20 protein-coding genes are annotated in these 24,501 nt (G+C 70.4%); 10 read left to right on the top strand and 10 right to left on the bottom strand.

The genetic code is table 11. From position 1 onward, the window contains the following. From ACSMXX_RS12410 to ACSMXX_RS12400, 3 genes are all read left to right on the top strand, one after another. Positions 1–1,665 carry an NADH-quinone oxidoreductase subunit M gene (locus ACSMXX_RS12410; RefSeq protein ID WP_473184078.1) on the top strand — a complete coding sequence of 555 codons (1,665 nt, stop codon included), beginning with the start codon at positions 1–3 and terminating at the stop codon, positions 1,663–1,665. After that, the gene (gene nuoN, locus ACSMXX_RS12405; protein WP_473184077.1) at positions 1,662–3,323 is read left to right on the top strand and encodes an NADH-quinone oxidoreductase subunit NuoN; all 1,662 of its coding nucleotides are present in this window, start codon (positions 1,662–1,664) and stop codon (positions 3,321–3,323) included. The genes ACSMXX_RS12410 and nuoN overlap by 4 nt, the downstream gene beginning before the upstream one ends. A gap of 172 nt (positions 3,324–3,495) precedes the next feature. Then, positions 3,496–4,005 (top strand): hypothetical protein, encoded by a 510-nt coding sequence (locus tag ACSMXX_RS12400; protein ID WP_473184076.1) that lies wholly within the window; start codon positions 3,496–3,498, stop codon positions 4,003–4,005. 163 nt (positions 4,006–4,168) lie between these two features. On the opposite strand, the gene ACSMXX_RS12395 is transcribed toward ACSMXX_RS12400, so the two are convergent. The 3 genes from ACSMXX_RS12395 to ACSMXX_RS12385 all read right to left on the bottom strand — a co-directional run bounded on the left by ACSMXX_RS12395 (position 4,169) and on the right by ACSMXX_RS12385 (position 5,753). Further along, positions 4,169–4,840: a hypothetical protein gene (locus ACSMXX_RS12395; RefSeq protein WP_473184075.1), complete on the bottom strand. Its 672-nt coding sequence runs from the start codon at positions 4,838–4,840 to the stop codon at positions 4,169–4,171. A 122-nt stretch (positions 4,841–4,962) separates the two neighbouring features. After that, entirely contained in the window at positions 4,963–5,412 is a 450-nt protein-coding gene (locus tag ACSMXX_RS12390; RefSeq protein WP_473184074.1) for a hypothetical protein, read from the bottom strand. A 71-nt stretch (positions 5,413–5,483) separates the two neighbouring features. Then, positions 5,484–5,753: a helix-turn-helix transcriptional regulator gene (locus ACSMXX_RS12385; protein ID WP_473184073.1), complete on the bottom strand. Its 270-nt coding sequence runs from the start codon at positions 5,751–5,753 to the stop codon at positions 5,484–5,486. Positions 5,754–5,977: 224 nt separating this feature from the next. Here ACSMXX_RS12385 and ACSMXX_RS12380 point away from each other — a divergent pair, with 224 nt between their 5' ends. Continuing rightward, positions 5,978–6,109 (top strand): hypothetical protein, encoded by a 132-nt coding sequence (locus tag ACSMXX_RS12380; RefSeq protein WP_473184072.1) that lies wholly within the window; start codon positions 5,978–5,980, stop codon positions 6,107–6,109. Between the two features lie 450 nt (positions 6,110–6,559). On the opposite strand, the gene ACSMXX_RS12375 is transcribed toward ACSMXX_RS12380, so the two are convergent. Next, entirely contained in the window at positions 6,560–8,812 is a 2,253-nt protein-coding gene (locus ACSMXX_RS12375; RefSeq protein ID WP_473184071.1) for a WD40 repeat domain-containing serine/threonine protein kinase, read from the bottom strand. 282 nt (positions 8,813–9,094) lie between these two features. Continuing rightward, positions 9,095–10,021, bottom strand: a complete 927-nt coding sequence (locus ACSMXX_RS12370) for a fumarylacetoacetate hydrolase family protein (protein WP_473184070.1) — start codon at positions 10,019–10,021, stop codon at positions 9,095–9,097. Positions 10,022–10,338: 317 nt separating this feature from the next. Here ACSMXX_RS12370 and ACSMXX_RS12365 point away from each other — a divergent pair, with 317 nt between their 5' ends. Together ACSMXX_RS12365 and ACSMXX_RS12360 are read left to right on the top strand one after the other, a co-directional pair. Next, complete coding sequence (locus tag ACSMXX_RS12365) at positions 10,339–11,694, top strand: enolase C-terminal domain-like protein (protein WP_473184069.1); 1,356 nt, start codon at positions 10,339–10,341, stop codon at positions 11,692–11,694. A gap of 5 nt (positions 11,695–11,699) precedes the next feature. Further along, positions 11,700–12,479 carry a FadR/GntR family transcriptional regulator gene (locus ACSMXX_RS12360; RefSeq protein ID WP_473184068.1) on the top strand — a complete coding sequence of 260 codons (780 nt, stop codon included), beginning with the start codon at positions 11,700–11,702 and terminating at the stop codon, positions 12,477–12,479. Positions 12,480–12,923: 444 nt separating this feature from the next. Here the strand turns inward: ACSMXX_RS12360 and fahA are convergent, their stop codons facing one another. Further along, positions 12,924–14,141: a fumarylacetoacetase gene (fahA, locus tag ACSMXX_RS12355; protein ID WP_473184067.1), complete on the bottom strand. Its 1,218-nt coding sequence runs from the start codon at positions 14,139–14,141 to the stop codon at positions 12,924–12,926. 287 nt (positions 14,142–14,428) lie between these two features. Between fahA and ACSMXX_RS12350 the strand changes: the two genes are divergently transcribed. The 4 genes from ACSMXX_RS12350 to ACSMXX_RS12335 all read left to right on the top strand — a co-directional run bounded on the left by ACSMXX_RS12350 (position 14,429) and on the right by ACSMXX_RS12335 (position 19,191). After that, the gene (locus ACSMXX_RS12350; protein ID WP_473184066.1) at positions 14,429–15,442 is read left to right on the top strand and encodes a polyprenyl synthetase family protein; all 1,014 of its coding nucleotides are present in this window, start codon (positions 14,429–14,431) and stop codon (positions 15,440–15,442) included. A gap of 288 nt (positions 15,443–15,730) precedes the next feature. Beyond that, complete coding sequence (locus ACSMXX_RS12345; protein ID WP_473184065.1) at positions 15,731–17,140, top strand: LolA family protein; 1,410 nt, start codon at positions 15,731–15,733, stop codon at positions 17,138–17,140. A gap of 121 nt (positions 17,141–17,261) precedes the next feature. Beyond that, positions 17,262–18,254: an ABC transporter ATP-binding protein gene (locus ACSMXX_RS12340; RefSeq protein WP_473184064.1), complete on the top strand. Its 993-nt coding sequence runs from the start codon at positions 17,262–17,264 to the stop codon at positions 18,252–18,254. Continuing rightward, positions 18,241–19,191, top strand: a complete 951-nt coding sequence (locus ACSMXX_RS12335; RefSeq protein ID WP_473184063.1) for an ABC transporter permease — start codon at positions 18,241–18,243, stop codon at positions 19,189–19,191. Before ACSMXX_RS12340 ends, ACSMXX_RS12335 begins: the two co-directional genes overlap by 14 nt. Here the strand turns inward: ACSMXX_RS12335 and rarD are convergent. The 4 genes from rarD to ACSMXX_RS12315 form a co-directional block, all read right to left on the bottom strand. Next, positions 19,188–20,204, bottom strand: a complete 1,017-nt coding sequence (gene rarD / locus ACSMXX_RS12330) for an EamA family transporter RarD (RefSeq protein ID WP_473184062.1) — start codon at positions 20,202–20,204, stop codon at positions 19,188–19,190. The two genes, ACSMXX_RS12335 and rarD, sit on opposite strands and share 4 nt — an antisense overlap. Before the next feature lie 220 nt (positions 20,205–20,424). Then, complete coding sequence (locus ACSMXX_RS12325) at positions 20,425–21,516, bottom strand: 2-oxoacid:ferredoxin oxidoreductase subunit beta (RefSeq protein ID WP_473184061.1); 1,092 nt, start codon at positions 21,514–21,516, stop codon at positions 20,425–20,427. Next, positions 21,509–23,515: a 2-oxoacid:acceptor oxidoreductase subunit alpha gene (locus tag ACSMXX_RS12320; protein WP_473184060.1), complete on the bottom strand. Its 2,007-nt coding sequence runs from the start codon at positions 23,513–23,515 to the stop codon at positions 21,509–21,511. Before ACSMXX_RS12320 ends, ACSMXX_RS12325 begins: the two co-directional genes overlap by 8 nt. Before the next feature lie 226 nt (positions 23,516–23,741). After that, the gene (locus tag ACSMXX_RS12315) at positions 23,742–24,425 is read right to left on the bottom strand and encodes a response regulator transcription factor (RefSeq protein WP_473184752.1); all 684 of its coding nucleotides are present in this window, start codon (positions 24,423–24,425) and stop codon (positions 23,742–23,744) included. Positions 24,426–24,501: the final 76 nt, after the last annotated feature.

Raw genomic sequence — 24,501 nt, 5'->3', positions numbered from 1 at the left:
ATGTCTGTAGCAAACGCAGGATTTCCCCTGCTGACGGTCACGGCCGCGCTGCCGGCGGCCGGCGCGATCGCCACCGCGGCCGTGCCCGCCGCGAAGCGGGCCGCCGCGAAGTGGGTTGCGCTGCTCGTCTCCCTGGCGACGCTCGTGTTCGCGCTCATCGTGCTGGCGCGCTTCGACCCGGGCGGCTCGCGCTACCAGCTCACCGAATCGCACTCCTGGATCCCGGAGTTCGGCGTGCGGTACGAGCTGGGCGTGGACGGCATCGGGGCCGTGCTGATCGCGCTCACCGCGCTGCTGCTCCCGTTCATCATCGCGGCGGCCTGGCACGACGCCGACGAGCTGGAGCCCGCGCGCCCCAACCGCCGCTGGCGGCCCACCCAGGGCTTCTTCGCGCTGATGCTCGCCACCGAGGCGATGGTGATCGTCTCCTTCGCCGCGACCGACGTGTTCCTCTTCTACGTCTTCTTCGAAGCCATGCTCATCCCGATGTACTTCCTCATCGGCGGCTTCGGCGACCGCGCGCACGCGGCGGGCGAGGAGGAGGCCGCGAAGCAGCGCTCGTACGCGGCCGTGAAGTTCCTGCTCTACAACCTCGTCGGCGGCCTCATCATGCTGGCAGCGGTGATCGGCCTCTTCGTCGTCACCTCCGACCAGCTCGGCGAAGGCACCTTCTCGCTCCAGAAGATCGCGGAGGCCCGCGCGGACGGCGGCTTCCAACTCGGCACGAACACCGAGCGGCTGCTCTTCCTGGGCTTCTTCTTCGCCTTCGCGGTGAAGGCGCCGCTGTGGCCGCTGCACACCTGGCTGCCCAACGCCATGGGCGAGTCGACCGCTCCCGTGGCCGTCCTGATCACCGCCGTGGTCGACAAGGTCGGCACCTTCGCGATGCTCCGCTTCTGCCTCGGCCTCTTCCCGGAGGCGAGCAAGTGGGCGACGCCGGTGGTGCTCGTACTGGCGCTGGTGAGCATCCTCTACGGTGCGCTGCTGGCCGTGGGCCAGCGGGACATCAAGCGGCTGATCGCCTACGCCTCCATCTCCCACTTCGGCTTCATCGTCCTCGGCGTCTTCGCGATGACCAGTCAGGGCCAGAGCGGCGCGACCCTCTACATGGTCTTCCACGGCGTCTCCACCGCCGCGCTGATGCTGGTCGCCGGCTTCCTCATCAGCCGCCGCGGTTCGCGTCTCATCGCGGACTACGGAGGGGTGCAGAAGGTCGCGCCCGTACTCGCCGGGACGTTCCTGGTGGGCGGTCTGGCGACGCTCTCGCTGCCCGGACTGGCTCCGTTCATCAGTGAATTCCTGGTGCTGGTGGGCACGTTCAGCCGCTACCCGGTGGTGGGTGTCGTCGCCACGGTGGGCATCGTCCTCGCGGCGCTGTACGTGCTGCTGATGTACCAGCGCACCATGACCGGGCCCGTTGAGAAGCCCGAGGTGCGGGCCATGCCGGACCTGCGGGTGCGCGAGATGGCCGTGGCGGTGCCGCTCGTGGCACTGCTGATCTTCCTGGGCGTCTTCCCGAAGCCCCTGACCGAGATCGTCGACCCGGCCGTCGAGCACACGATGTCGGACGTGCAGAAGAAGGACCCGGAACCGGACCATCAAGTCGCCGAGACGGGCTGGTTCGACTACAAGCCGGCTGAGCACGCCGGAGGTGACCACAAGTGAGCACGGTGGCAACGGTTTCGGGGACGGCAGGTACCGTCCCCAGCCTGTGGACACTGGGGGCGGAGCAGCTCCAGGCCCCCAAGATCGAGTACGGCCAGCTCTCGCCGGTCATCATCGTGCTCGGCTTCGCCGTCGTCGGCATCGTGCTGGAGGCCTTCCTGCCCCGCAAGGTGCGCTACGGCGCCCAGTTGATCGTCGCGGCACTGGGCCTGGTGAGCGCCTTCGCCGCCGTGCTGGCTCTCGCCGTGGCCGGATACGGCACTAGCAAGCGCGCCATCGTGGGCATGGGAGCGATCGCCGTCGACGGGCCGACGCTCTTCCTGCAGGGCACCATCCTGCTGGTCGGGCTGGTCTCGGTCTTCGTCTTCGCGGAGCGGCGCCTCGAACCCAGGTCGCACCAGGCTCACGTGGACTCCTGGGCAGCGCAGCCCGCGGCCGTACCGGGAGGCGAGGGCGAGCGGGAGGCCACGAAGGCCGGCTGGACGACCACCGAGGTCTATCCGCTGCTGCTCTTCGCGGTCGGCGGCATGCTCATCTTTCCCGCCGCCAACGACCTGTTGACGCTCTTCATCGCGCTGGAGGTCTTCTCCCTCCCGCTCTACATGCTGTGCGCGCTGGCCCGCCGCCGGCGGTTGCTCTCGCAGGAGGCGGCCGTCAAGTACTTCCTGCTGGGCGCCTTCTCGTCCGCGTTCCTGCTCTTCGGCGTGGCACTGCTGTACGGCTACGCGGGCACCGTCAACTACTCCGGTATCGCCCGCGTCATCAGTGGCGCGGACCGGACCACCAGCGCCGTACTCGCCGAGACCACCGCCAACGACGCGCTGCTGCTGATCGGCGGCGCCCTGGTGGTCATGGGCCTGCTCTTCAAGGTCGGCGCCGTCCCGTTCCACATGTGGACCCCGGACGTCTACCAGGGCGCACCCACGCCCGTCACCGGCTTCATGGCGGCGGCGACGAAGGTGGCGGCGTTCGGTGCGCTGCTGCGTCTGCTGTACGTGGTGCTGCCGGGTCTGCGCTGGGACTGGAAGCCGGTGATGTGGGGCGTCGCGATCGTCACGATGCTCGCCGGCGCGGTGATCGCGATCACGCAGACCGACATAAAGCGTCTTTTGGCCTACTCCTCCATCGCACACGCGGGCTTCCTGCTCACGGGCGTCATCGCGACCTCGGAGAGGGGCGTCTCCTCGGTGCTCTTCTATCTGGCCGCCTACTCGTTCGTGACGCTCGGCGCCTTCGCGGTGGTCACGCTCGTACGGGACGCGGGAGGCGAAGCCACGCACCTGTCCAAGTGGGCGGGTCTGGGCCGCCGTTCGCCGCTGCTGGCGACCGTGTTCTCGGTCTTCCTGCTGGCGTTCGCAGGCATTCCGGCGACGTCCGGCTTCATGGGCAAGCTCGCCGTCTTCGCGGCGGCCGGCAAGGACGCGATGCCGCTGGTCGTCGTCGGTGTCATCGCCTCGGCGATCGCGGCGTTCTTCTACATCCGCGTCATCGTGCTGATGTTCCTCAGCGAACCGAAGGCGGACGGGCCGACGGTCGCCGTCCCCAGCGTGTGGACGACGTCCGCCATCACGGCCGGCGTCGTGGTCACGCTCGTCCTGGGCATCCTGCCGCAGTACTTCCTGGACCTGGCGAGCCAGGCGGGCGTCTTCGTCCGCTGAGGCGTGTCCGACTGCTCATGCCGCTACCCGGCACCCGCCAAGGGGCGCCGGGCAGCGGCATGTTCAGCGGGCGCCCCGGGCTGCTAGCTTGACGTGGCCCTGTCGAAAACAGGGCGGTGACCGGAGACCGAAGGGGTGCGGGGTGCGCAGGTCAGCGCGGAGTGCGGCGGGGGTGGCCGCGGCAGCGGCGATCGCACTGCTGCTGAGCGGCTGCGGAAGCGGCGACGACACCGGCGGCAAGGACGACGGCGGCGGAGGAAAGCCGGAGAAGTCCGCGCCCGCGTCGGAGTCCGCGGCCCCGTCCGAGCAGGCGCCGGAGCAGCCTTCCGGTGACGCCTCCGAAGGCGGCTCGGGCGACGGCGAGGACGGCGGGTCCGGCAAGGCGGGCAAGCTGGCGGGCGTCTGGAAGGCGAAGGGCAAGCAGTACGTGCTCACCTTCGTCGGCGACGAGGTCACGCTGCTGCGTGTGAAGGGCCGGAACTGCACGGGCGGCCTGGGCGGCGCGGACGGACGGTCGCTGGCCCTCAAGTGCCCGGACGGCGGGGACCAGACCCGTACGAACGGCACGGTCGGTGCCGTCAAGGGCAAGTCGGTGAAGGTGAGTTGGAAGGGCGGCCCGACGGAGGTCTACGCCCGTGTCACCGACGTCCCGGTGGAGCTGCCGGAGAGCCCGAAGTCCTGAACGCAGACGGCGACTACGGCCCCGGGCGGCTGAGCCGCCCCGGGCCCCAGCGAGGTACCGGAGCGGCACCCGGCGCATCGTCTTGCGTAGCCAATCACCAACAGCTCACCGAGTTTGGCCGAAAAGCAGCCCGTTAGGAGCTCTTCAGTCAGCTCTCAGGCGCTCACGCCGTACGCCCCTGGGTACGCGCACGGTGGCCTTCGTGGTCCGGCCCGGTGTCGAAGCCAGGCTCCCGTTCGAACTCACCGGCCCAGAGGCTGGACGGGGCGTGCTCCCTGACTGCGTCGATCAGGGGGTCCACCAAGGAACCCGCGGGTCCAGACATCCGGTAGCGCAGCCTTGGCACGCCCGGGCGGAGCGGCTCCTCGTCGCGGACCAACACCCATAGAACAGGCTCGTCACGGTCGATCGTGTCCTTCGGGCACAGATCAAGGGAGCGAGCCGTCGAAGAAGGGGTGCCGTTGCCATCGGTGCTCCGCTGCACTGCCAGGGCGGCGAGCGCGTCCCAGCGGATCAGGCCCCGTCCCTCGCTGTTGTGCAGCCACAGCCCGGTGTCGTCGACGGCCACGAACGTCCGCTGCTTCCTGCGGGCCCGCTGGACGAGGCGGATGCCGGGGATGCCGACGAGGCAAGGGATCACTAGTGCGGGCAGAATCCAAGGGTTGGGCTCCCGACCCGTGAGCCCGGCAGCCAGCATCACTATGTAAAGGGTGAGGCCGACGGCGACGGTGACGAGCACACTCCCGGACCGGATCGCGCCGCGGATGTGCCTTTCGCCGGAACGGACAACGGTGGCCGCTGGGTTCGGTCCTGCGGCCGTGGATGACGTAGTCATGATTTCTGGGTCCTTCTGAACGCCGGAACGTTGAGCTCTCGTTCTGCTTGCATGGGTATGCGGAGTCGTCCTCCAGCTGTCTTGCCCGATCCGCGATCAGGTTCCGCGGATCGGGCCGGAAGTCAGGTTCCTGCCGGGTGGGGTGCAAGTCCTTCGATGTGTGCCTTTACGCGACGCCGCGCACGCCTCCGCCCCATCAGAACTGCCAGTACGGACACGATGGCGAGTGCCACGGTGGCGGCGTCACCGACGCCGAAGGTGATCACCGCCAGAGCGGCGATGCCGACCAGCACCGCACTCAGAACGGTGGCCCCTGCGTTTGCCTCCACAGCGGAAGCGGGGTGAATCGCGTTGGGTTCACCCACCGCCGGCAGCGCTCCGTCCGAGGAGACGCGCGCGCTCTCCGGCAGTGCGACCGAAGTGTCGGCCGACTCCAGCCATCCGACGACGTAGCGCCGACCGTCCAGAACCAGTACGGCGTAACCGACCGAATTCGCGTATGGGAGCGGCCGGGTGGGCCGCCGCCAGTAGACCTGCCCACGGGCGCCGGCGAGCAGGGGCGCCAGGGGCACGGGGTCGACGATGTCATCCAGATACAAATGCAGTTCACCGAACTCAGAGCACGTCAGGCGAACGCGGGGCTTTAGCTGAGCGGTCGCGGAGGCGGCCGATGGGCGCTCGTCGAGGCTACTCCCACCTCCGCAACAGAGACGGGCAGGGCATGGAGCTTGCCCTGTTGCCGCGGCATCGCTTCGGCCGTCTCGATGCGCACGAGGTGGCTCCGGCTGACGTTCACAATCTCTGACAGGCCTTCAAGGGTCATGTCCGCGCGCTCCCGGTAGGCGCGCGTCTTCGCTCCGAAGATCTGGCGGGCACTTCGGTCAGGCGTCAGTTCACGTGGACGTGCCGCCATCGTGCAACTCCCGTCTCCCGAAAGCCCGCTGGGGACATCGGCGAGTTGAGCGACGCGCTGAGCGGCGCAGCAGTACGGCTGCCGTCGCTGTTACGCCCCGTTCGCCATCGAGCAGGACGATACGGCGGAATCCGTCCACGAAGCCGTAATGTGTCTCGGGTGACGCGATCGAGTGCGGCGCGGAGTCCGGACCGCAGCACGACCCGGAACCGGTCGAGGAGTGGATGCGAAAGCACACCCAAGGCACCCGCCACCGCCGTTACTTGCGCATCTTCTCGGACTACGCGGTCATGCGGCCCCAGGCCGAGCAGACCGATCAGCGGGAACCGGTGCGGGCGGACGGAGGCAGGCCGTGACCTTCACAGTGGCCGCCGAGCGGCCTTGGGACGAGTGTGGCCGCCCGTTGACGGCAATCCGTGGATGACGGGCCTGTGCATGCTCTACTGCCGACGCGACGGTGTGCGGGTGCTGTGGCTCGGGCCTGTGCACGCGTCCGGCCCCGAGGGCGGGATGTACGGATGCGGGCAGTGCAAAGCGGAGCTGGACTCCATGATCTACCGCCAGTTGTGCCGTGCGGACGCCCCGAAGTCCTGTGCGGATGCGGACAGTTCGGCAGGGCCTCTGGTGGAGGTGGAAGCGATGACGCTCGTACCGGAGCCGGAACGAAACGCCCTCCACGGCCGCGACCGAAGCCCAAGTGTCCCCATCCCGAAACGGAGAGGGTCGACGGGAAGATCTGCTGCGCGAAATGCGGCGCGCAGCTCCACCTGTGAGCTCGTTCCCGTCCGGGCCGGTGCACCGAATCGTCAGGGGTCTTTCCACAGCTGCACCGGACGCTCATAGCCGCTGCCTGCGATGAGCCGGCCGCGGGGGCTGAAGGCCACGACTGATGCGCCGTTCGTCTTCGTCGAGTCCGTCTTGCTCGACAGGCGGGCGCGTGGTTCACGCTTGGCCACGTTCCACAGCCACACTCCGTCGAAGGAGGGGGTGACGAGCGTCTTGCCGTCCGGGCTGAACGCCAGGTCCTCACCTGAGGATCTGCCGGCGGCGTCGTCAAGTGAAACCCTCTGACGGCCACTTGCCACATTCCACAGCCTCACCTCTTCCCCGGTGCCGGCGGTGGCGAGGGTCTTGCCGTCCGGGCTGAACGCCAGCGTCGAGAGCGCGCCGCCGGGGCGGAGGGTGGCGCGTCGTTTGCGGTCGGCCACATCCCAGAGGATCGCCTTGCCATTCGGGCTGGAGGAGCCTTCGGGGTCGTCGGGGTCACCACCCGCGGAGGCAAGCGTCTTGCCGTCCGGGCTGAAGGCGACAGCCCTGACGTCCGACTGACCGTCGAGGACGGCGAGTTCCTTGTCCTTGCGGCTGTCGGCGTCCCATAGCTTCACTTCGCCGTACTCGTTGCCGGTGGCGAGCGTCTTGCCGTCCGGGCTGAACGCCACGCTGTTGGTCAGACCGGAGTCGGCGATGTGGTGGACCTGCTTGCGTTTGGCCACGTCCCACAGGGTCACCTGGCCGTCGCCCGCGGTGGCAAGGAATTTGCCGTTCCTGCTGAACGCCAGGCTGGTGACACTGACCACGTCTGGGCCGTATCTGGCCTTTTGGGTGAGGACAGCGCGTCTTTTGCGGCCGGCCATATCCCACAGCTGCACCCTGCCGTCGTTGCCGCCGGTGGCGAGCGTCTTTCCGTCCGGGCTGAACTCCACGTCCTCGGTCGAGACGGACCGGCCGGTGGCGAGGGAGGCCGTGGGCTTGTGTGAGGGAGGCGCGTTGAGGCCGGTGGGGGACGAGGGAACGTAGAAGACGGCGATCAGGACGGCTGCGAGGACGACGACTCCGACCCCGGCTCCGCCGAGCATTGCGGGTAGTCCCAGGGTGGATGTGGCGGGGGAATCCGGGCTCGGAGGGGACGGCTGGCCGTCCGAGCCCGCCGGGGTCACATTGGCTCCGCCGATTTCGCCCCGTCCCGGGTCGAGCGAGGTCGGCGCATGCGCCGGCGTGCCGGGCCCGGCTTCCGGCGGGGACGCGGCGGTGAGGGTGTCGGCGGCGGGCGTGGCCGGGTCGAGCCGGTACGACGTGACGGACGCGATGGGCTCGGCGGGTGCGATGGACTCGGCCTGGGGCGGGGCGGCGGGTGCTTCGGCGGTGAGCGTGCCGGTGCCGGCGATTCCCGGAGCGGAGGACGTGCGGCACTGCCGGACGATCTCGGCGGGGGTGGGCCGTTGCTGCGGATCCTTCTCCAGGCAGCGGGCGGCGATCGTACGCACGGGCTCGGGGCATTCGTCGAGCTCGGGAGCCTGTTCCAGGACGCGGTAGGCCACGCCGTAGCCGCTGCCGCCGCCGAAGGCCAGCCGTCCGGTGGCGGCGAAGTTGGCGATGACGCCGAGGGCGAAGACGTCGCCGGCCTCGGTGACGTCCTGCCCCCTGATGTACTCGGGCGCCATGTAGGCGGGCGTTCCGGCGCGCATGCCGGTGCCGGTCACCGACGTGACGTCCGCGGCTCGTGCGATGCCGAAGTCGATGACCTTCGGACCGTCGCCGGTGAGGATGATGTTGGACGGCTTCAGATCGCGGTGGATCACCCCCGCGGCGTGGATGGACTGCAAGGCCTCGGCCACCCTGGCGATCAGCCCCACCGCAGCCTGGACCGGCAATGGGCCGGACTCGTCCACCGCGTCCTGAAGCGAGGGCCCGGGAACGTAGGCGGTAGCCAGCCACGGCTCGTCGGCCCGCAGATCCGCATCCACGACCGGCACGGTGTAGAGCCCCTGGACCCGCCGGGCCGCGGCCACTTCCTGCTCGAAGCGCTTGCGGAACGCCTTGTCGGCCGCGTACTCGCGGTGCACGAGCTTGACCGCCACCGCGCTTCCCGCCGGGGTACGGCCGAGATAGACGCGGCCCATCCCGCCCGCGCCCAACACCGCCTCCAGCCGGTACGGACCGGCCTCAGCAGGATCACCCGCCCCAAGAGGCCGAAGCGGCGGCGGAGTTGTCGGCCACCCCGGTTGTTCTCCCACGCCGACGGGCGGGACCGCCGGTCCGCCAGAACCCGGTTGGGACATGCCGAATCTCCCCCTTATCGGTCTGCCGGCGACGCCACATCGTCCGCTGCCCGACGCGACGGCAGACCACGAGCGGCCCCCACTCACGACCCGCTCCGGGATGCCCTGGGGCGGGCCGCTCACCGTTCGAGCGAGCGACAGCGTAGACGACCCCACCACCCCGTGACAGCCCTGCCCTAGACGCTAGGGAGAAGACCAACATCCGCCGGCCAGGGCGCGGTTCGCGGCGGTCACGGCGCCACGAACAAGGCGCCACGAACGCGGGCGCTGGCCGGACGAGCCCTACCGGGCGCGTCGTTCGCGGCGGATGAGGGGGTTGTCGACGGCTTCGGCCAGCCAGTCGAGCCGGGACTGATCGCCTACCACGGGGTTCGACAGCCGGCCCACGCCCTCGATCTCGATCTCGGCCGTGTCGCCGTCCTGGAGCGTGAAGTCCATGCCGGGGACGATGCCGGTGCCCGTCGCCAGCACGGCACCGTCGGGGAACGGCTGGGCGTGCCACAGGTATGCGGGCAGGCCGTGCGGGTCACGGTGGAAGGCGGCGGTCGACGTCTCGCCCTCGAAGACGGCCGCACCGTCGCGGCTGATGGTGAGGGTGATCCGGAGCGCGCTCACATCGTCCAGCTCCCATGCGGGGACGATGCCGGAGGAGACCGCGGCGCTGCCGCCGTAGATCTTCGCCTGGGGCAGATACAGGGGGTTCTCGCCCTCGATGGTGCGGGAGCTGACGTCGTCGGTGACGACGTAACCCACCGTCTCCGCCCGGCTGTTGAGGACGAGCCCCAGCTCGGGCTCGGGCACGTTCAGCTCGGAGTCGTCGCGTACGGCGACCGGTTCGCCGTCGGTCACGATCCGCCACGGCTGCGCCTTGAAGAAGAGCTCCGGGCGGTCGGCGTCGTAGACGCGCTCGTAGATGGACTGTTCGGTGCTCTCGGCGACGCGCGCCTCGCGTGAGCGCTCGTAGGTGACGCCGGCCGCCCACAGCTCCATCAGCCCGTCCAGCGGCGGCAGCAGTACGACGCCGCCCTCGGAGAAGACGGCGGGACCGCCGGCGGTCCGCTCGGCCAGGGCGCGCAGCTCGCCGGCGGGTAGCCGCAGCAGATCGGCGATGCGGGGTGTGCCTTCGAAGGCGCGGACGGCCCCCGCCTCGTCCGCGATGCCGGTACGTACGGTTCCGCTGTCGTCGGCGAAGCGCACTATGCGAGTCATCGCTACTCCTCTCTGCGGGCGGCTGTGCCGGTGCCGGTGCCGGTGCCCGTACCGGTGCCTCCCTGCGGCTGCCTCTGCTCTGCTGCTCAGTGAAGACATCAGACCGCTGGAACGTAACCTTCACGTTCCGCCGTGGCAAGGGGTTGCTCATCTGGCTTCGAGTCTGTTCACGGAGTGAGAGGGGCCTGGTGGACAGAACAGACATCTGACATCTTGGGTCGTGTGTCCGCTGTGCTCGCAGGGTTCGCTGTCTCGCAGCGTGTCCCGTACGGCGCAGCCTTCGCAGCCCTCTCGCACGTATCAGGAGTGAGTGCCGAATGACCGCCCGCATCGTCGACATCGAGACGGTCGATGTCCGTTTTCCCACCTCGCGCGCCCTCGACGGCTCCGACGCCATGAACGAGGCGCCCGACTACTCCGCCGCCTACGTGATCCTGCACGTCGGCGACGACGGAGACGGAACGGGCCCGGACGACGGCGCTCCGCATGTGCCCGAGGGGCACGGTTTCACATTCACCATCGGCCGGGGAACCGATCTGGCGGTGAGCGCCGCACAGGCGATCGGCCGCCGCGCCGTCGGCATGTCCGTCGACGAGATCACCGGCGACCTCGGCGCCTTCTCGCGCCACCTCCTCGGCGACAGCCAGCTCCGCTGGCTCGGCCCGGACAAGGGCGCCATCCACCTCGGCGCCGCCGCGGTCATCAACGCCGCCTGGGACCTGGCCGCCAAGCGGGCGGGAAAGCCCGTATGGAAGCTGCTCGCCGACTTCACCCCGCGCCAGATCGTCGACCTCGTCGACTGGCGCTACCTGAAGGACGCGCTCACACCCGAGGCCGCCCTGGAGCTGCTGGAGACGCGGGCGGAAGGCCGCGCCGAGCGCGAGGCGTACGTCCGTGAGCACGGCTATCCCGCGTACACGACCAGCGCCGGCTGGCTGGGCTACGACGACGAGAAGCTGGCGAGGCTGTGCCGCGAGGCGGTGGACCAGGGCTGGGACTCCGTCAAGCTGAAGGTGGGCGGCGACCTCGCCGACGACGTACGCCGCTGCCGCATCGCCCGCGGCATCATCGGCCCCGGCCGCCGTCTGATGATCGACGCAAACCAGGTGCTCGGTGTCGACGAGGCCATCGAATGGGCGGACGCGCTGCGGGAGTTCGACATCTGGTGGTTCGAGGAACCCACCAGCCCGGATGACGTGCTCGGCCACGCCGCCATCCAGCGGCGCATCGCACCCACGCACGTCGCCACCGGCGAACACGCGCACAACGCAGTGATGTTCAAGCAGTTCCTGCAGGCCGGGGCGATCGGCATCTGCCAGATCGACGCCTGCCGGCTCGGCGGTGTCAACGAGGCCGTCGCCGCGCTGCTGCTGGCCGCGGCGTACGACGTACCGGTGTGCCCGCACGCTGGCGGCGTCGGGCTGTGCGAACTGGTGCAGCACCTGTCGGTCTTCGACTACGTGGCGGTCAGCGGCTCCATGGAGAACCGTGTCGTGGAGTACGTCGACCATCTGCACGAGCACTTCCACGACCCCGTACGGGTCGAGGGCTCGCGCTACCGCGTGCCCGAAGTCCCCGGCTACAGCGCCCAGATCCGCCGCGAGACGCTGGAGGCCCACCGCTTCCCCGAGGGGTCCGTGTGGAGCGGCGCGGCGGCCCCGGTGACATCCTGACCGGCATGACAGGGACGAACGTGACAGCCGGCAGATCCGATGCGGGCACCGGTGCGGCAGTGACCGCCGGCAGCGTCGTGGACGTGGCGATCAGCCGCCTGAAGCAGCGCATTGGCAGCGGCGAGTTCGCCCCCGGGCACCGGCTGCCTCCCGAGTCGGTGCTCGCGGGTGAGCTGGAGCTGTCCCGTCCGTCCTTGCGCGAGGCCGTACGGGCGCTCGCCATGGCCGGAGTGCTCGAAGTGCGGCGCGGCGACGGCACGTTCGTCACGGATCTCCGTCCCGAACGGCTGATGAGCGCGATCGGCAGCTTCCTCGACCTCGCCCAGGACACCGCTCTGGACGAGATGCTGGAGTGCCGCAAGGTGCTGGAACCCGGTGCCACGGCGCTCGCCGCGACCCGTATCGACGACGCCGCGCTCGACGGGCTGCTGGAGCGGATGGAGCGGATGCGGACGCTGCAGGACCCGGGCGAACTGGTCCGCGAGGACCTGGCCTTCCACGCCGACATCGTCGCGGCGACGGGCAACCGCACGCTGCAGTCCCTGGTCTCCTCCGTGAGCGACCGCACCGCCAGGGCGCGCATGTGGCGGGCTCTGGTCAAGTCGGACGTCCTCGCCTGGACGCATCAGCAGCACATGGACATCCACAGCGCGCTGCGCGCCCGCGACAGCCTCGGCGCCTTCGCGGCGGCGAGCCGCCATGTGGGCGACGTGGAGAGATGGGTCCGGGAGCGTCTCGACGCGGTACGGGACGGCCCTGGCGGGCCGGGCGACTCCGGCGGCTGACCGGCCGGCCCCGCCCCGGGCCGAGCCCCTGGTCCCGGCCGACGGCCGACGGCCCTGCCCGGCCCGCCGGGTGGCGGGGCCGTGTCCGGGGGGACCCCAGGACGGCCTCCCGGCGATGCCAGAGGGAGGGCCGGCTCGGCGTGCCGGCTGCCGCGGTCGTCTTCACACCGCCGGGCTCCCTCCCGTCGCGGCCGGCCGCCGTTGCGGCGGAAAGAGTCGCCGCCGCGTGTAAGAAGAGCCGCCACGGCACGGCCTCCGGGCCGTTCCTGGTGGTCGGTCCAACCCGTCGGTTCGGCCCACGAGTTGGCATGGAACGGCGAGACCGTGAGGTCACGGCGGGGCCGGCTCCCGCCCGTGCCGCCATGGGCCGGCGCAGCGAGCGCGGGCCGGCCCGCCGCTGCGGCGGAAAGAGTCGCCGCAACGGCGGTGGAACGCCCGGCGCCCCTACCGGGACGGCTCCACGCGCCCCGTGACCTCGCCCAGTCCGATGCGGCCGCCGTACGGGCCGGGAGCCCATGCCGAGAGGGTCACCTCGTCGCCGTCCTCCAGGAACGCACGGCTGCCGTCCGGGAGTTCGAGCGGCTCCTTGCCGCCCCACGTCAGCTCCAGCAGACAGCCGCGCTGCGAGCGCTCAGGCCCGCTCACGGTGCCGGATGCGTACAAGTCCCCCGTACGCAGTGATGCGCCGTTGACCGTCATGTGCGCGAGCTGCTGCGCGGCCGTCCAGTACATCGCCGAGAAGGGCGGCTCGGAGACGGTGTGGCCGTTGATGCTCACGGTGATCCGCAGGTCGATTCCGCCGGGCTCCGGTTCCGCCGAGTCCTCCAGGTAGGGGAGCAGCGGCACGTCGCGGGCGGGCGGCGGGATGCGGGCCGCGTCCAGGGCGTCCAGCGGCGTGACCCACGCGGAGACGGACGTCGCGAAGGACTTGCCGAGGAAGGGGCCGAGCGGCACGTACTCCCAGCCCTGGATGTCCCGCGCCGACCAGTCGTTGAGCAGCGTCACCCCGAAGACGTGGTCGCGGAAGCCGGTCAGCGGCACGCTCTCGCCGTGCGCGGACGGTGTGCCGACGACGAAGGCGACCTCGGCCTCGATGTCGAGCCGCTTCGACGGGCCGAAGGACGGCGCGTCCTCGTGCGGCGGCTTGCGCTGGCCCTGCGGCCGTACGACGGGGGTGCCGGAGACGACGACGGTGCCGGCGCGGCCGTGGTAACCGATGGGCAGATGCTTCCAGTTGGCGGGCAGCGCCGCGTTGTCGGGCCGGAAGATCTTGCCGACGTTGGTGGCGTGGTGCTCGCTCGCGTAGAAGTCGACGTAGTCGGAGACCTCGAACGGCAGCCGCATCGTCACATCGGAGAGCGGACGCATGAACCGGGCCGCGGTCGCACGGTGTTCGGGCGCCGTCAGCCACTCGCGCAGCTCCGCCCGTACGGCCTGCCACACGGGGCGGCCCGCGGCCATCAGCGGCCCCAGCAGCGGCTGTTGGAGCAGTTCCGCGTGCGCCGACCCGAAGGCCGCCGCCGCACCGCCCGCGTCCAGCACGAAGTCGCCGTAGCGGACGACTATCAGCGTGCGGTCCGGGTGCTCAGGGGTGGTGCACACCCCGTACGGAAGGTTGTCCGGGCCGAAGGGGTCGCCCTCGGGAGGGTTCACGTCTGGCACTGAGCCTCGCCTTCGAGATCGTCGACGGTCACGGGCGAGCTCAGCGTACGGGGCACCTTGCGGGCGCCGTTCGGCAAGGGCTCCCTGTGCCGTCCATACGTCAGAAGGCCCGGGGGAACCGGCAGTGGAGAGCCGTGGTCGGGCCCGTGCCCGTCAGGACATACGCGCCCATGGAGATCGACATCTGACCGGATACGCTGCCGGGTGATGGCGACGACCGGAAAGTGAAAGCAACGGGCGTTCCCCGCGATCGCTCATTCGTCGTATGCAGACAGGAGAACCCTCTCGTGACCGATGTCGGGCCGTTCGGACTGACCGTGCGGGACAAGGCTCTCGAGGCCGATGTCCGGGCGGGGCTGGCTGCTGTCGAAGAGGGCCTCTTCGAGGCCACGAAGAGCGACGTGCCGTTCATAACGGGCGCCGCGCAGCACCTCGTACGCGCAGGCGGGAAGCGATTCCGGCCACTGCTGGTGATGCTCGGCGCACAGTTCGGCGACCCGTACGCACCCGGCGTGGTGCCCTCCGCCGTGGTCGTGGAGCTGACCCATCTGGCGACGCTCTACCACGACGACGTCATGGACGAGGCCGACGTGCGGCGCGGAGTCCCCAGCGCCAACGTCAACTGGACCAACTCGGTCGCGGTGCTCACCGGTGACTATCTCTTCGCCCGCGCATCGCACATCCTGGCCGACCTCGGCCCCGAGGCCGTACGCATCCAGGCGGAGGCGTTCGAGCGGCTGGTGACCGGTCAGATTCTGGAGACCGCCGGCCCCGGCGAGGACCGTGACCCGGTGCAGCACTATCTGGATGTCATCGCCGGCAAGACGGGCTCGCTGATCGCGGTCGCCGGCCGGTTCGGCGCGTTGATGTCCGGGGCCGACGAGAGCGTCGTCTCCATCCTCACCCAGTACGGGGAGCGCGTCGGCACCGCGTTCCAACTCGCGGACGACGTACTGGACATCGCCGGGGACTCCGAGGAGTCCGGCAAGACCCCCGGCACCGACCTGCGCGAGGGCGTCCCCACCCTCCCGGTGCTCCACCTCCGCGCCCGCGCCGCCTCCCCTCAGGCCACCGCCGAGGACCGGGCGCTGCTCGAACTGCTCGACGGCGACCTGACGGACGACGCCCGTCACGCCGAGGCCCTGACAGCCCTGCGGGCACACCCCGCCCTGGAGCAGGCCCGTCAGGACACGATCCGCTACGCGAACGAGGCACGCGAGACGCTCATGCCGCTGCCCGACTGCGCTGCGAAGGCGGCCCTTTCGCAGCTGTGCGACGCGGTCGTGCACCGCGCCGTCTGAGGCCGCAGGACCCCCAGGACCCCCGAAACGGCTCAGGGATCGCACCCGTTCGCAGGCCTCCGCACGGGGGACGCGAGCCTCCGCTTCTCCACCCGCAGGAGTAGGCGGAGTTGCCTCCACCGGCTGACGCGAATCGCTCACCGGTTTGGTGCCATTGAGACACCACCCCGCACGTTCCCGCGGAATTCGGGGACAATGGCCGAGCAGGCGTGGGGTCTCCCCGCCGAAGGCAGGGGACGGACGAGTGCACGTAGAGAACCGGCCACCGACCCGGAGGTAGGGCACGACATGGCACAGATCCAACCGAGGACATCCGGCAGGAAGGGCGTCCGGTACGGGATACCAGCCGGCGTCGCCGGAATCGCGGCGGTGACCATCGGGCTCGTCCCGGCGCTCGCCCAGACCGGTGCCCCCGATCTGCCGAAGATCTCGGCGGAGGAGCTGGTGGCGAAGATGGCCGCGTCCGACACCCAGCAGATGTCCGGCACCGTGAAGGTCAGCACCGACCTGGGCCTGCCCGAGATGCCCGGCGTCGGCGGCGGCAGCGGCCAGCCGGGCGGCGGCCTCTTCGGCGGCGGCCCGCACGGTGACGGTCAGGGCGGCGGCGAGCAGGGCGGCGAGCGCGGCGGCGACAAGGGCCCCGGGGCCTCCCCCCAGGACAAGCTGATGGAGCTGGCCTCCGGCGAGCACACGCTCCGCGTCGCGGCCGACGGCCCCGACAAGCAGCGCGTCTCCGTCGTCGAGGAGGCGTCCGAATACAGCTTCATCCGCAACGGCGGGGAGGTCTGGACGTACGACAGCGGCTCGGACTCCGCCTTCCACGCGGAGGCACCGGAGGGCGCCGCCGGGAAGCACGGCAAGGACGGCGAGCACGGCAAGGGCCACGGCGGACTCGGCAGCGTCACTCCTCAGGAGGCCGCCAAGCAGGCGCTGAAGGCCTCGAAGGACTCCACGTCCGTGACCGTCGACGGTACGGCGCAGGTCGCCGGCCGTGACGCCTACCAGTTGCTGATCAAGCCGAAGGGCGCCCCCCACTCGACCGTCGACTCCGTACGGATCGCGGTGGACGCGGACAACGGCACACCTCTGAAGTTCACGCTCGCCCCGAAGGGCGGCGGCAAGCCGGTCGTCGAGGTGGCCTACACCAAGGTCGACTTCGGCAAGCCGGACGCCGGCACGTTCGACTTCAAGCCGCCGAAGGGCACAGACGTCACCGAGGCGGACCCCCGCGGCATGGCGGACGGCAAGCACCCGGGCAGGCCCGAAGACAAGGGCGGGGCCGGGGAGTCCGACAGGGCGGAGAAGTTCAAGGAGCTCAAGAAGTCCGAGAAGTTCAAGGAGCTCGAGAAGCTCGAAAAGGGCGAGAAGGGCGAGAAGTCCGGCAAGGGCGAGGCACTCGGGTTCTCCGGGCTCAACACACTGGGCAAGGGCTGGGGTTCCGTCGCCGAGATCGACATGGGCGAGGGCGCGGCCGGCGGCCTGCCGGGCGCCTCGGCACCCGGCGGCGAGGACGGCAAGTCGCCGCAGGCCCAGCAGATGTTCGACAGCTTCACCGAGAAGGCCGAGGGCGACTTCGGCACCGGCCGGGTCTTCAGCACGCGGCTGGTGAACGCTCTGATGACCGACGACGGAAAGGTCTACGTGGGCGCCGTGACGAAGGAGGGCCTGATCAAGGCCGCCGACGCCGCCGCCAAGTGATCTTCCGCCACGAGTAGTCGGGCCGACTCGGTCCGAACCATTCCGTCCCCGCCGCCCGCCGTGGGCGGTGGGGACGGACGTACCGGAGGCAGATACACCCGACCCGACCCACGGGAGCGCCATGGCTCAGCCGCCCCCCGCAGCGGTCATCGAGACGCGCGGGCTCAGCAAGCGCTACCGAGGCGGGCAACTCGCCGTCGACGGGCTCGATCTGGCCGTACCGCGCGGCAGCGTCTTCGGTTTTCTCGGACCCAACGGCTCGGGCAAGACCACCACGATCCGCATGCTGCTCGGCCTCATCGACGCCACCGAGGGAGCCGTCAGCGTGCTAGGCGAGCCGATGCCGTCCGGGGCACGGCGTGTGCTGCCGCGCGTCGGCGCCCTCATCGAGGGCCCGGCGCTCTACGGCTTCCTCTCCGGGCGCGGCAACCTCCACCGCTACGACGCCGCCGACCCCACGGCCGATCCCCGTACGCGACGGGCGAGGGTCGGGCGGGCGCTGGAGCGGGTCGGACTCGCGGCCGCGGCGGGCAAGAAGGCCAAGGCGTACTCACTGGGCATGAAGCAGCGTCTGGGCATCGCCGCAGCCCTGCTCCAGCCGCGCGAACTGCTGGTGCTGGACGAGCCGACCAACGGCCTCGACCCGCAGGGCATGCGCGAAATCCGTTCACTCGTACGGGCGTTGGCCGAGGACGGCACCACCGTCTTCCTCTCCTCCCACCTCCTGGACGAGATCGAGCAGGTCTGCTCGCACACCGCTGTGATGAACCGCGGACGGCTCGTCACCCAGGGCACCGTCGCCGAGATGTCGGCGGACGCCCGGGGCCGGCTCACGGTCACCACACCGGACGGCGCCGAGGCGGCGCGCGTACTGAAGGAGCACGGCGTTGACGACCTGACGGTGCTGGGCGACGAGGTCACGGGCGAACTGCCGCCGGAGGCGGCCCGGAGGCACGAGCCGCCGTCCAAGGGGGGCTCCGCACCCGATCTCGCCGATCTGAACACCGCGCTCGTACGCTCCGGGGTCCGGGTACGGGGGTTCGGCGTGACGCGCGCTTCCCTGGAGGACGTCTTCGTCTCGCTCACCGGGGAGGGCTTCGATGTCGCAGGTTGACCTCGCCGGGTCGGGTCACGGCTCCGGTACGGGTTCGGCTCACGGCTCCGCCCCGGGCGCGGTCTCCGGGACGGGCACGGTCCCGCGCGCCGGAACGGGCCGCCGGCGCGCCTCCGGGCTCTTCCGCAGCGAGCTTCTGACGACGTTCCGCCGCTGGCGCACCGTGGCGCTGCTGGGCGTGCTCGCGGTGATCCCGGTGCTGGTCGGCATCGCGGTCAAGATCGAGACGGCGGACGGGGGTCCGGGCGGCGGCGGGGGCGGCGCCGGGCCGGCGTTCATCTCGCAGATCACCAACAACGGCCTCTTCCTGGTCTTCACCTCGCTCGCCGCCACACTGCCCTTCTTCCTGCCGATGACCGTGGGAGTGATCGCGGGAGACTCGGTCGCGGGCGAGGCCAACGCGGGGACGCTGCGCTATCTGCTGGTCGCTCCCGCTGGACGTACGCGGCTGCTGCTGGTGAAGTACGCGGGCACGATGGTCTTCTGCTTCGCGGCGACCCTCGTCGTCGCCGTCTTCGCGCTCGCCACGGGCGCGGTCCTCTTCCCGCTCGGGGAGGTCACCCTGCTCTCGGGGACCACCGTCTCCTTCGCGGAGGGCCTGCTGCGGGCGCTGGCGATCGCCGCCGCCGTGGCCGTCTCACTCACCGGGCTGGCCGCTCTTGGCCTGTTCATCTCCACGCTCACCAGCAGCGGCATCGCCGCGATGGCGGCCACCGTGGGGCTGCTGCTGATGGTTCAGATCGTGGACACCATCCCGCAGTTGCACGCCGTACAGCCCTATCTCTTCCCGCACTACTGGCTGAGCTTCGCCGACCTGCTGCGCGACCCCGTCTACTGGGACGGGCTCGCGAAGAACCTCGGTCTGCAGGCGCTCTACACGGCCGTGTTCGGCTCGGCGGCGTGGGCCCGCTTCACCAGCCGCGACATCACGGCTTAGCGGAGCCGGGGCGGCGACGACGAGGGCGAGGGCGAGGTCCCCGGCGCGGCGGCCTCCGCCACCTCCGCCGTCCCCGCGGCCTCCGCCACCTCCTCCGCACGCGCCGCGGCCGTACGGAGCTGTTCGCGCGCCCGGCGCCTGGTGCGCAGCGCGTCCCAGGTCAGCACGCACAGCGCGGCCCACACCAGGAAGAAGCCCGTCCAGCGCTCCGGCGGCATCTCCTCATGGAAGGCCAGCAGCCCGAGTACGAACATCAGCGCCGGCGCCAGATACTGCAGCAGCCCGATCGTGGAGAGCGGCAGCCGCACGGCCGCGCTCCCGAAGAAGATCAGCGGGACCGCGGTGACCAGACCCGCGACGGCGAGCAGCAGGGCGTGACCGGTGCCCTCGGTGGTGAAGGAGCCCTCACCGGTGGCCCACAGATAGACCAGGAAGCCCATGGCGGGCAAGAACTGGACGGCGCTCTCGGCGCTGAAACCGTCCATGCCGTCGAGCAGGACGCGCTTCTTGACCAGTCCGTACGTCGCGAAGGAGAGGGCGAGGGTGATCGAAAGCCAGGGCACCTGCCCGTACGCGATGCTCAGCACGGCCACCGCGATCGCGCCGATGCCGACGGCGGCCCACTGCGCGGGGCGCAGCCGCTCGCGCAGCAGCAGCACGCCGAAGGCGATGGAGACAAGCGGGTTGATGAAGTAGCCGAGGGACGATTCCAGGACCCTGCCGACGCTCACCGACCAGATGAACAGGCCCCAGTTGACGGAGATCGCCGCGGCGGCGACGGCGACGAGGGCGAGCCGCTTGGGCTGCCGCAGCAGCGGCCGTATCCAGGACCAGCGCCGCAGCACGGCCAGCAGCACCAGAGCGGTCGGCAGGGACCACACCATCCGGTGGGCCAGGACCTCGCCGGGGGGCGTGGATTCGAGCAGATGCCAGTACAGGGGGAGGATCCCCCAGAGGCCGTAGGCGGCGAATCCGTAGAGCAGGCCGGTCCGCTGGTCGCTTCGAGTTGCCACGAACCGTCTCCTCCTGTGCGGGCCGTCGGTGCCGGATCGACCGTAACGCCGCCCGGAGCCGGATGTCATCTCCGTTTCACATGACGGTACTGACACCGCCGTTGGGGCGCACACGGGCCGGGGCGCGGCAGCACAGGAAGGGGGCCGCGGCACAGGAAGGGCGCGGCCCCACCGGTGTCGTCCGGCGGGCCGCGCCCTTCCCGTCAGCTGCGCCGTCGCGTCAGCCTGCGACCGTCCAGGTGTCGTTGCCCGCGAGCAGCGCACCGAGATCGCCCTTGCCGTGGTTCTCCACTGCCGCCTCCAGCTGCGTGTTCATGTCCGCGTCGTACACGGGCCGCCGCACGTCCCGCAGCACCCCGATCGGTGTGCGGTGCAGGGTCTCCGGATCGGCCAGCCGGGACAGCGCGAACGCCGTCGTCGGCGAGTCCGCGTGGGCGTCGTGCACGACGAGCGCGTCGGTGCCCTCCTCCGCGACCTCGATGACACGCAGATCGCCGGTGGCCGGGTCGCGGACGACGCCCTTCGAGCCGAGGCCGTCCTCGCCGGGCGTGCCGAAGCGGATCGGCTCGCCGTGCTCCACGCGGATCACGGCCTCCTGCGCCTGCTGTTTGTCTTTGAGGGCCTCGAAGGCGCCGTCGTTGAAGATGTTGCAGTTCTGGTAGATCTCCACGAGCGCCGTGCCGTGGTGGTCGGCGGCCGCGCGGAGCGTGCTGGTGAGGTGCTTGCGGTCCGAGTCGACCGTACGGGCCACGAAGGACGCCTCCGCTCCCAGCGCGAGCGAGACGGGGTTGAACGGGGAGTCCAGCGAGCCCATCGGCGTCGACTTGGTGATCTTGCCGGTCTCCGAAGTGGGGCTGTACTGGCCCTTGGTGAGCCCGTAGATGCGGTTGTTGAAGAGCAGGATCTTCAGGTTCACGTTCCGGCGCAGCGTGTGGATCAGGTGGTTGCCGCCGATGGACAGGGCGTCGCCGTCGCCGGTGACGACCCACACCGAGAGGTCGCGCCGGGTGCTCGCCAGGCCGGTGGCGATGGCGGGGGCGCGGCCGTGGATGGAGTGCATCCCGTAGGTGTTCATGTAGTACGGGAAGCGAGACGAGCAGCCGATGCCGGAGACGAAGACGATGTTCTCCTTGGCGAGACCGAGCTGGGGCATGAAGCCCTGCACGGCCGCCAGCACGGCGTAGTCGCCGCAGCCGGGGCACCAGCGCACTTCCTGGTCGGACTTGAAGTCCTTCATGCTCTGCGCGGCTTCGGCCTTCGGCACCAGCGAGAGCGCCTCGCTCTGCCGGGTCTCCGGTGTCGTCTCAGTCATCGGTGGAGGCCTCCTTCAATGCGGTCGCGAGCTGCTCGGCCTTGAAGGGCATGCCGTTGACCTGGGTGTAGGAGTGGGCGTCGACGAGGAATTCGGCGCGTACGAGGGTGGCCAGCTGGCCCAGGTTCATCTCGGGGATGATCACCCGCTCGTAACGCCGCAGCACCGCGCCGAGGTTGGACGGGAAGGGGTTGAGGTGGCGCAGGTGCGCCTGCGCGATGTGCTGCCCGTCCTTGCGCAGGCGGCGTACGGCTGCCGTCACCGGTCCGTACGTCGAACCCCAGCCCAGCACGAGCGTCTTCGCCCGGCCGTCCGGGTCGTCGGCCTCGATGTCGGGGACGTCGATGCCGTCGACCTTGGCCTGCCGCGTACGCACCATCAGGTCGTGGTTGGCCGGGTCGTAGGAGATGTTGCCGGTGCCGTCCTGCTTCTCGATGCCGCCGATGCGGTGTTCGAGGCCGGGGGTTCCCGGGACCGCCCAGGGCCGCGCCAGGGTCTGCGGGTCGCGCTTGTACGGCCAGAAGGCCTCGGTGCCGTCGTCGAGCCGGTGATTGGGCACCTGCGCGAACTGGACGCGCAGATCCGGCAGTTCAGCGGTCTCCGGTACGCGCCAGGGCTCGGAGCCGTTGGCGAGATAGCCGTCGGAGAGGAGGAAGACGGGAGTGCGGTACGTCAGTGCGATGCGGGCCGCCTCCAGCGCCGCCGTGAAGCAGTCGGCCGGAGTGGAGGGCGCGACGACCGGCACCGGCGCCTCGCCGTTCCGTCCGTACATCGCCTGGAGCAGATCGGCCTGCTCGGTCTTGGTCGGCAGCCCCGTGGACGGGCCGCCGCGCTGGATGTCGACGACCAGCAGCGGAAGCTCCAGCGACACCGCGAGACCGACGGTCTCCGACTTCAGTGCCACACCCGGCCCGGACGTGGTGGTCACGCCGAGCGCACCGCCGAAGGCCGCTCCCAGGGCGGCGCCGATGCCGGCGATCTCGTCCTCGGCCTGGAAGGTGCGCACCCCGAAATTCTTGTGCTTCGACAGCTCGTGCAGCACGTCGGAGGCGGGGGTGATCGGGTACGAGCCGAGGAAGAGCGGCAGCCCGGACTGGTTCGAGGCGGCGATCAGGCCGTAGGCGAGGGCGAGATTGCCCGAGATGTTCCGGTATGTACCCGGGGGGAACGCGGTGGTGGCGGGCGAGACCTCGTACGAGACGGCGAAGTCCTCGGTGGTCTCGCCGAAGTTCCAGCCGGCCCGGTACGCGGCGATGTTCGCCTGGGCGACCTGCGGCTTCTTGGCGAACTTGGTGCGCAGGAAGTGCTCGGTCTGCTCGGTGGGGCGGTTGTACATCCAGGACAGCAGGCCCAGGGCGAACATGTTCTTCGAGCGGCCGGCGTCCTTGCGGCCGACGTCGAATTCCTTCAGCGCCTCGACGGTCAGGGTGGTCAGCGGCACCTCGTGCACCCGGTAGCCGTCGAGTGAGCCGTCCTCCAGCGGGCTCACGTCGTAGCCGACCTTGGCCATGGCGCGCTTGGTGAACTCGTCGGTGTTGACGATGATCTCCGCGCCGCGAGGCACGTCGCCGACGTTGGCCTTCAGCGCCGCCGGGTTCATCGCGACGAGCACGTTGGGTGCGTCGCCCGGCGTGAGGATGTCGTGGTCCGCGAAGTGCAGCTGGAACGAGGAGACGCCGGGGAGCGTGCCCGCGGGGGCGCGGATCTCCGCCGGGAAGTTCGGCAGCGTCGAGAGGTCGTTGCCGAAGGAGGCCGTCTCGGAGGTGAAGCGGTCGCCGGTGAGCTGCATGCCGTCGCCGGAGTCGCCCGCGAACCGGATGATCACCCGGTCCAGGCGCCGGACCTCCTTGGCGGAGGCGGGCCTGCCGGGAGCGTGGCCGACGGCCGGGGCGCCGTTGGGGGCGTTCCCGTTTGTGCCGTTCGTCCCGTTCATCCCGTTCGCCGCGGGCTCGTCGGCGTCCGGGTGCTGCCCGGCTGGACTGTTGACCTGGTTGGTCACGGTGGATCGGACCTCCTTCGAGGCGGCGGCTCGCCTGCCATCGTACGCCGGTAAGGGTTACCTTCCTTTGAGTGACCACATCGCGGACCCCATATTGAGACGCCCGGCGGGCGGTCCCGCCGGTGCCCCGCGCGGCTCTTCCTCCTCCCGCCGCCGTCCGCCGCCAGGCGCTGCAGGCCCTGTTCAGGGCGCTGGTGACGGGGTGTCGGGCCGGGTACGTACGCGGCTAGGAGTTGAGGTACGTCAGCACCGCCAGCACCCGACGGTGATCAGCGTCACTCTGCGACAGGCCCAGCTTCATGAAGATGTTGCTCACGTGCTTCTCGACGGCGCCGTGGCTGACCACCAACTGCTGCGCGATCGCGGAGTTCGTCCGCCCCTCCGCCATCAGACCCAGCACCTCCCGCTCGCGCGGGGTCAGCGCCGCCAGTACGTCCTGCTTGCGGCTGCGGCCCAGAAGCTGTGCGACGACCTCCGGGTCGAGTGCCGTACCGCCGTCGGCGACCCGGACCACCGCGTCCACGAACTCCCGCACCTCGGCCACGCGGTCCTTGAGCAGATAGCCGACGCCGCTGCTGGAGCCGGCCAGCAGTTCCGTCGCGTACTGCTCCTCCACGTACTGCGAGAGCACCAGTACGCCGAGGTCGGCGTGGGCTTCGCGGAGCGCGATGGCAGCCCGCACGCCCTCGTCCGTGTGGGTCGGCGGCATACGCACGTCCGCGACCACCACGTCTGGCAGGGAGCCCGCGGCCGCCAGGTCGGCGACGGTCTTCACCAGCGCCTCGCCGTCGCCCACCCCCGCGACGACCTCGTGACCGCGGTCGGTCAGCAGGCGGGTCAGGCCCTCCCGCAGCAGAACCGAGTCCTCCGCGATGACCACCTGCACCTTGTCCTCCACGTACTCCGCCATTCCCAGGCCCCCCGGCTCCCCTTCGGACTGCTCAGTACGACGCATGTGACGCGCTCAGCATTCCAGACTCCGGCCC

Source organism: Streptomyces sp. DSM 116795 (genome assembly GCF_055792905.1).
The sequence above is the reverse complement of the archived record's forward strand: the minus strand, read 5'-3'. Positions and strand labels throughout refer to the sequence as shown.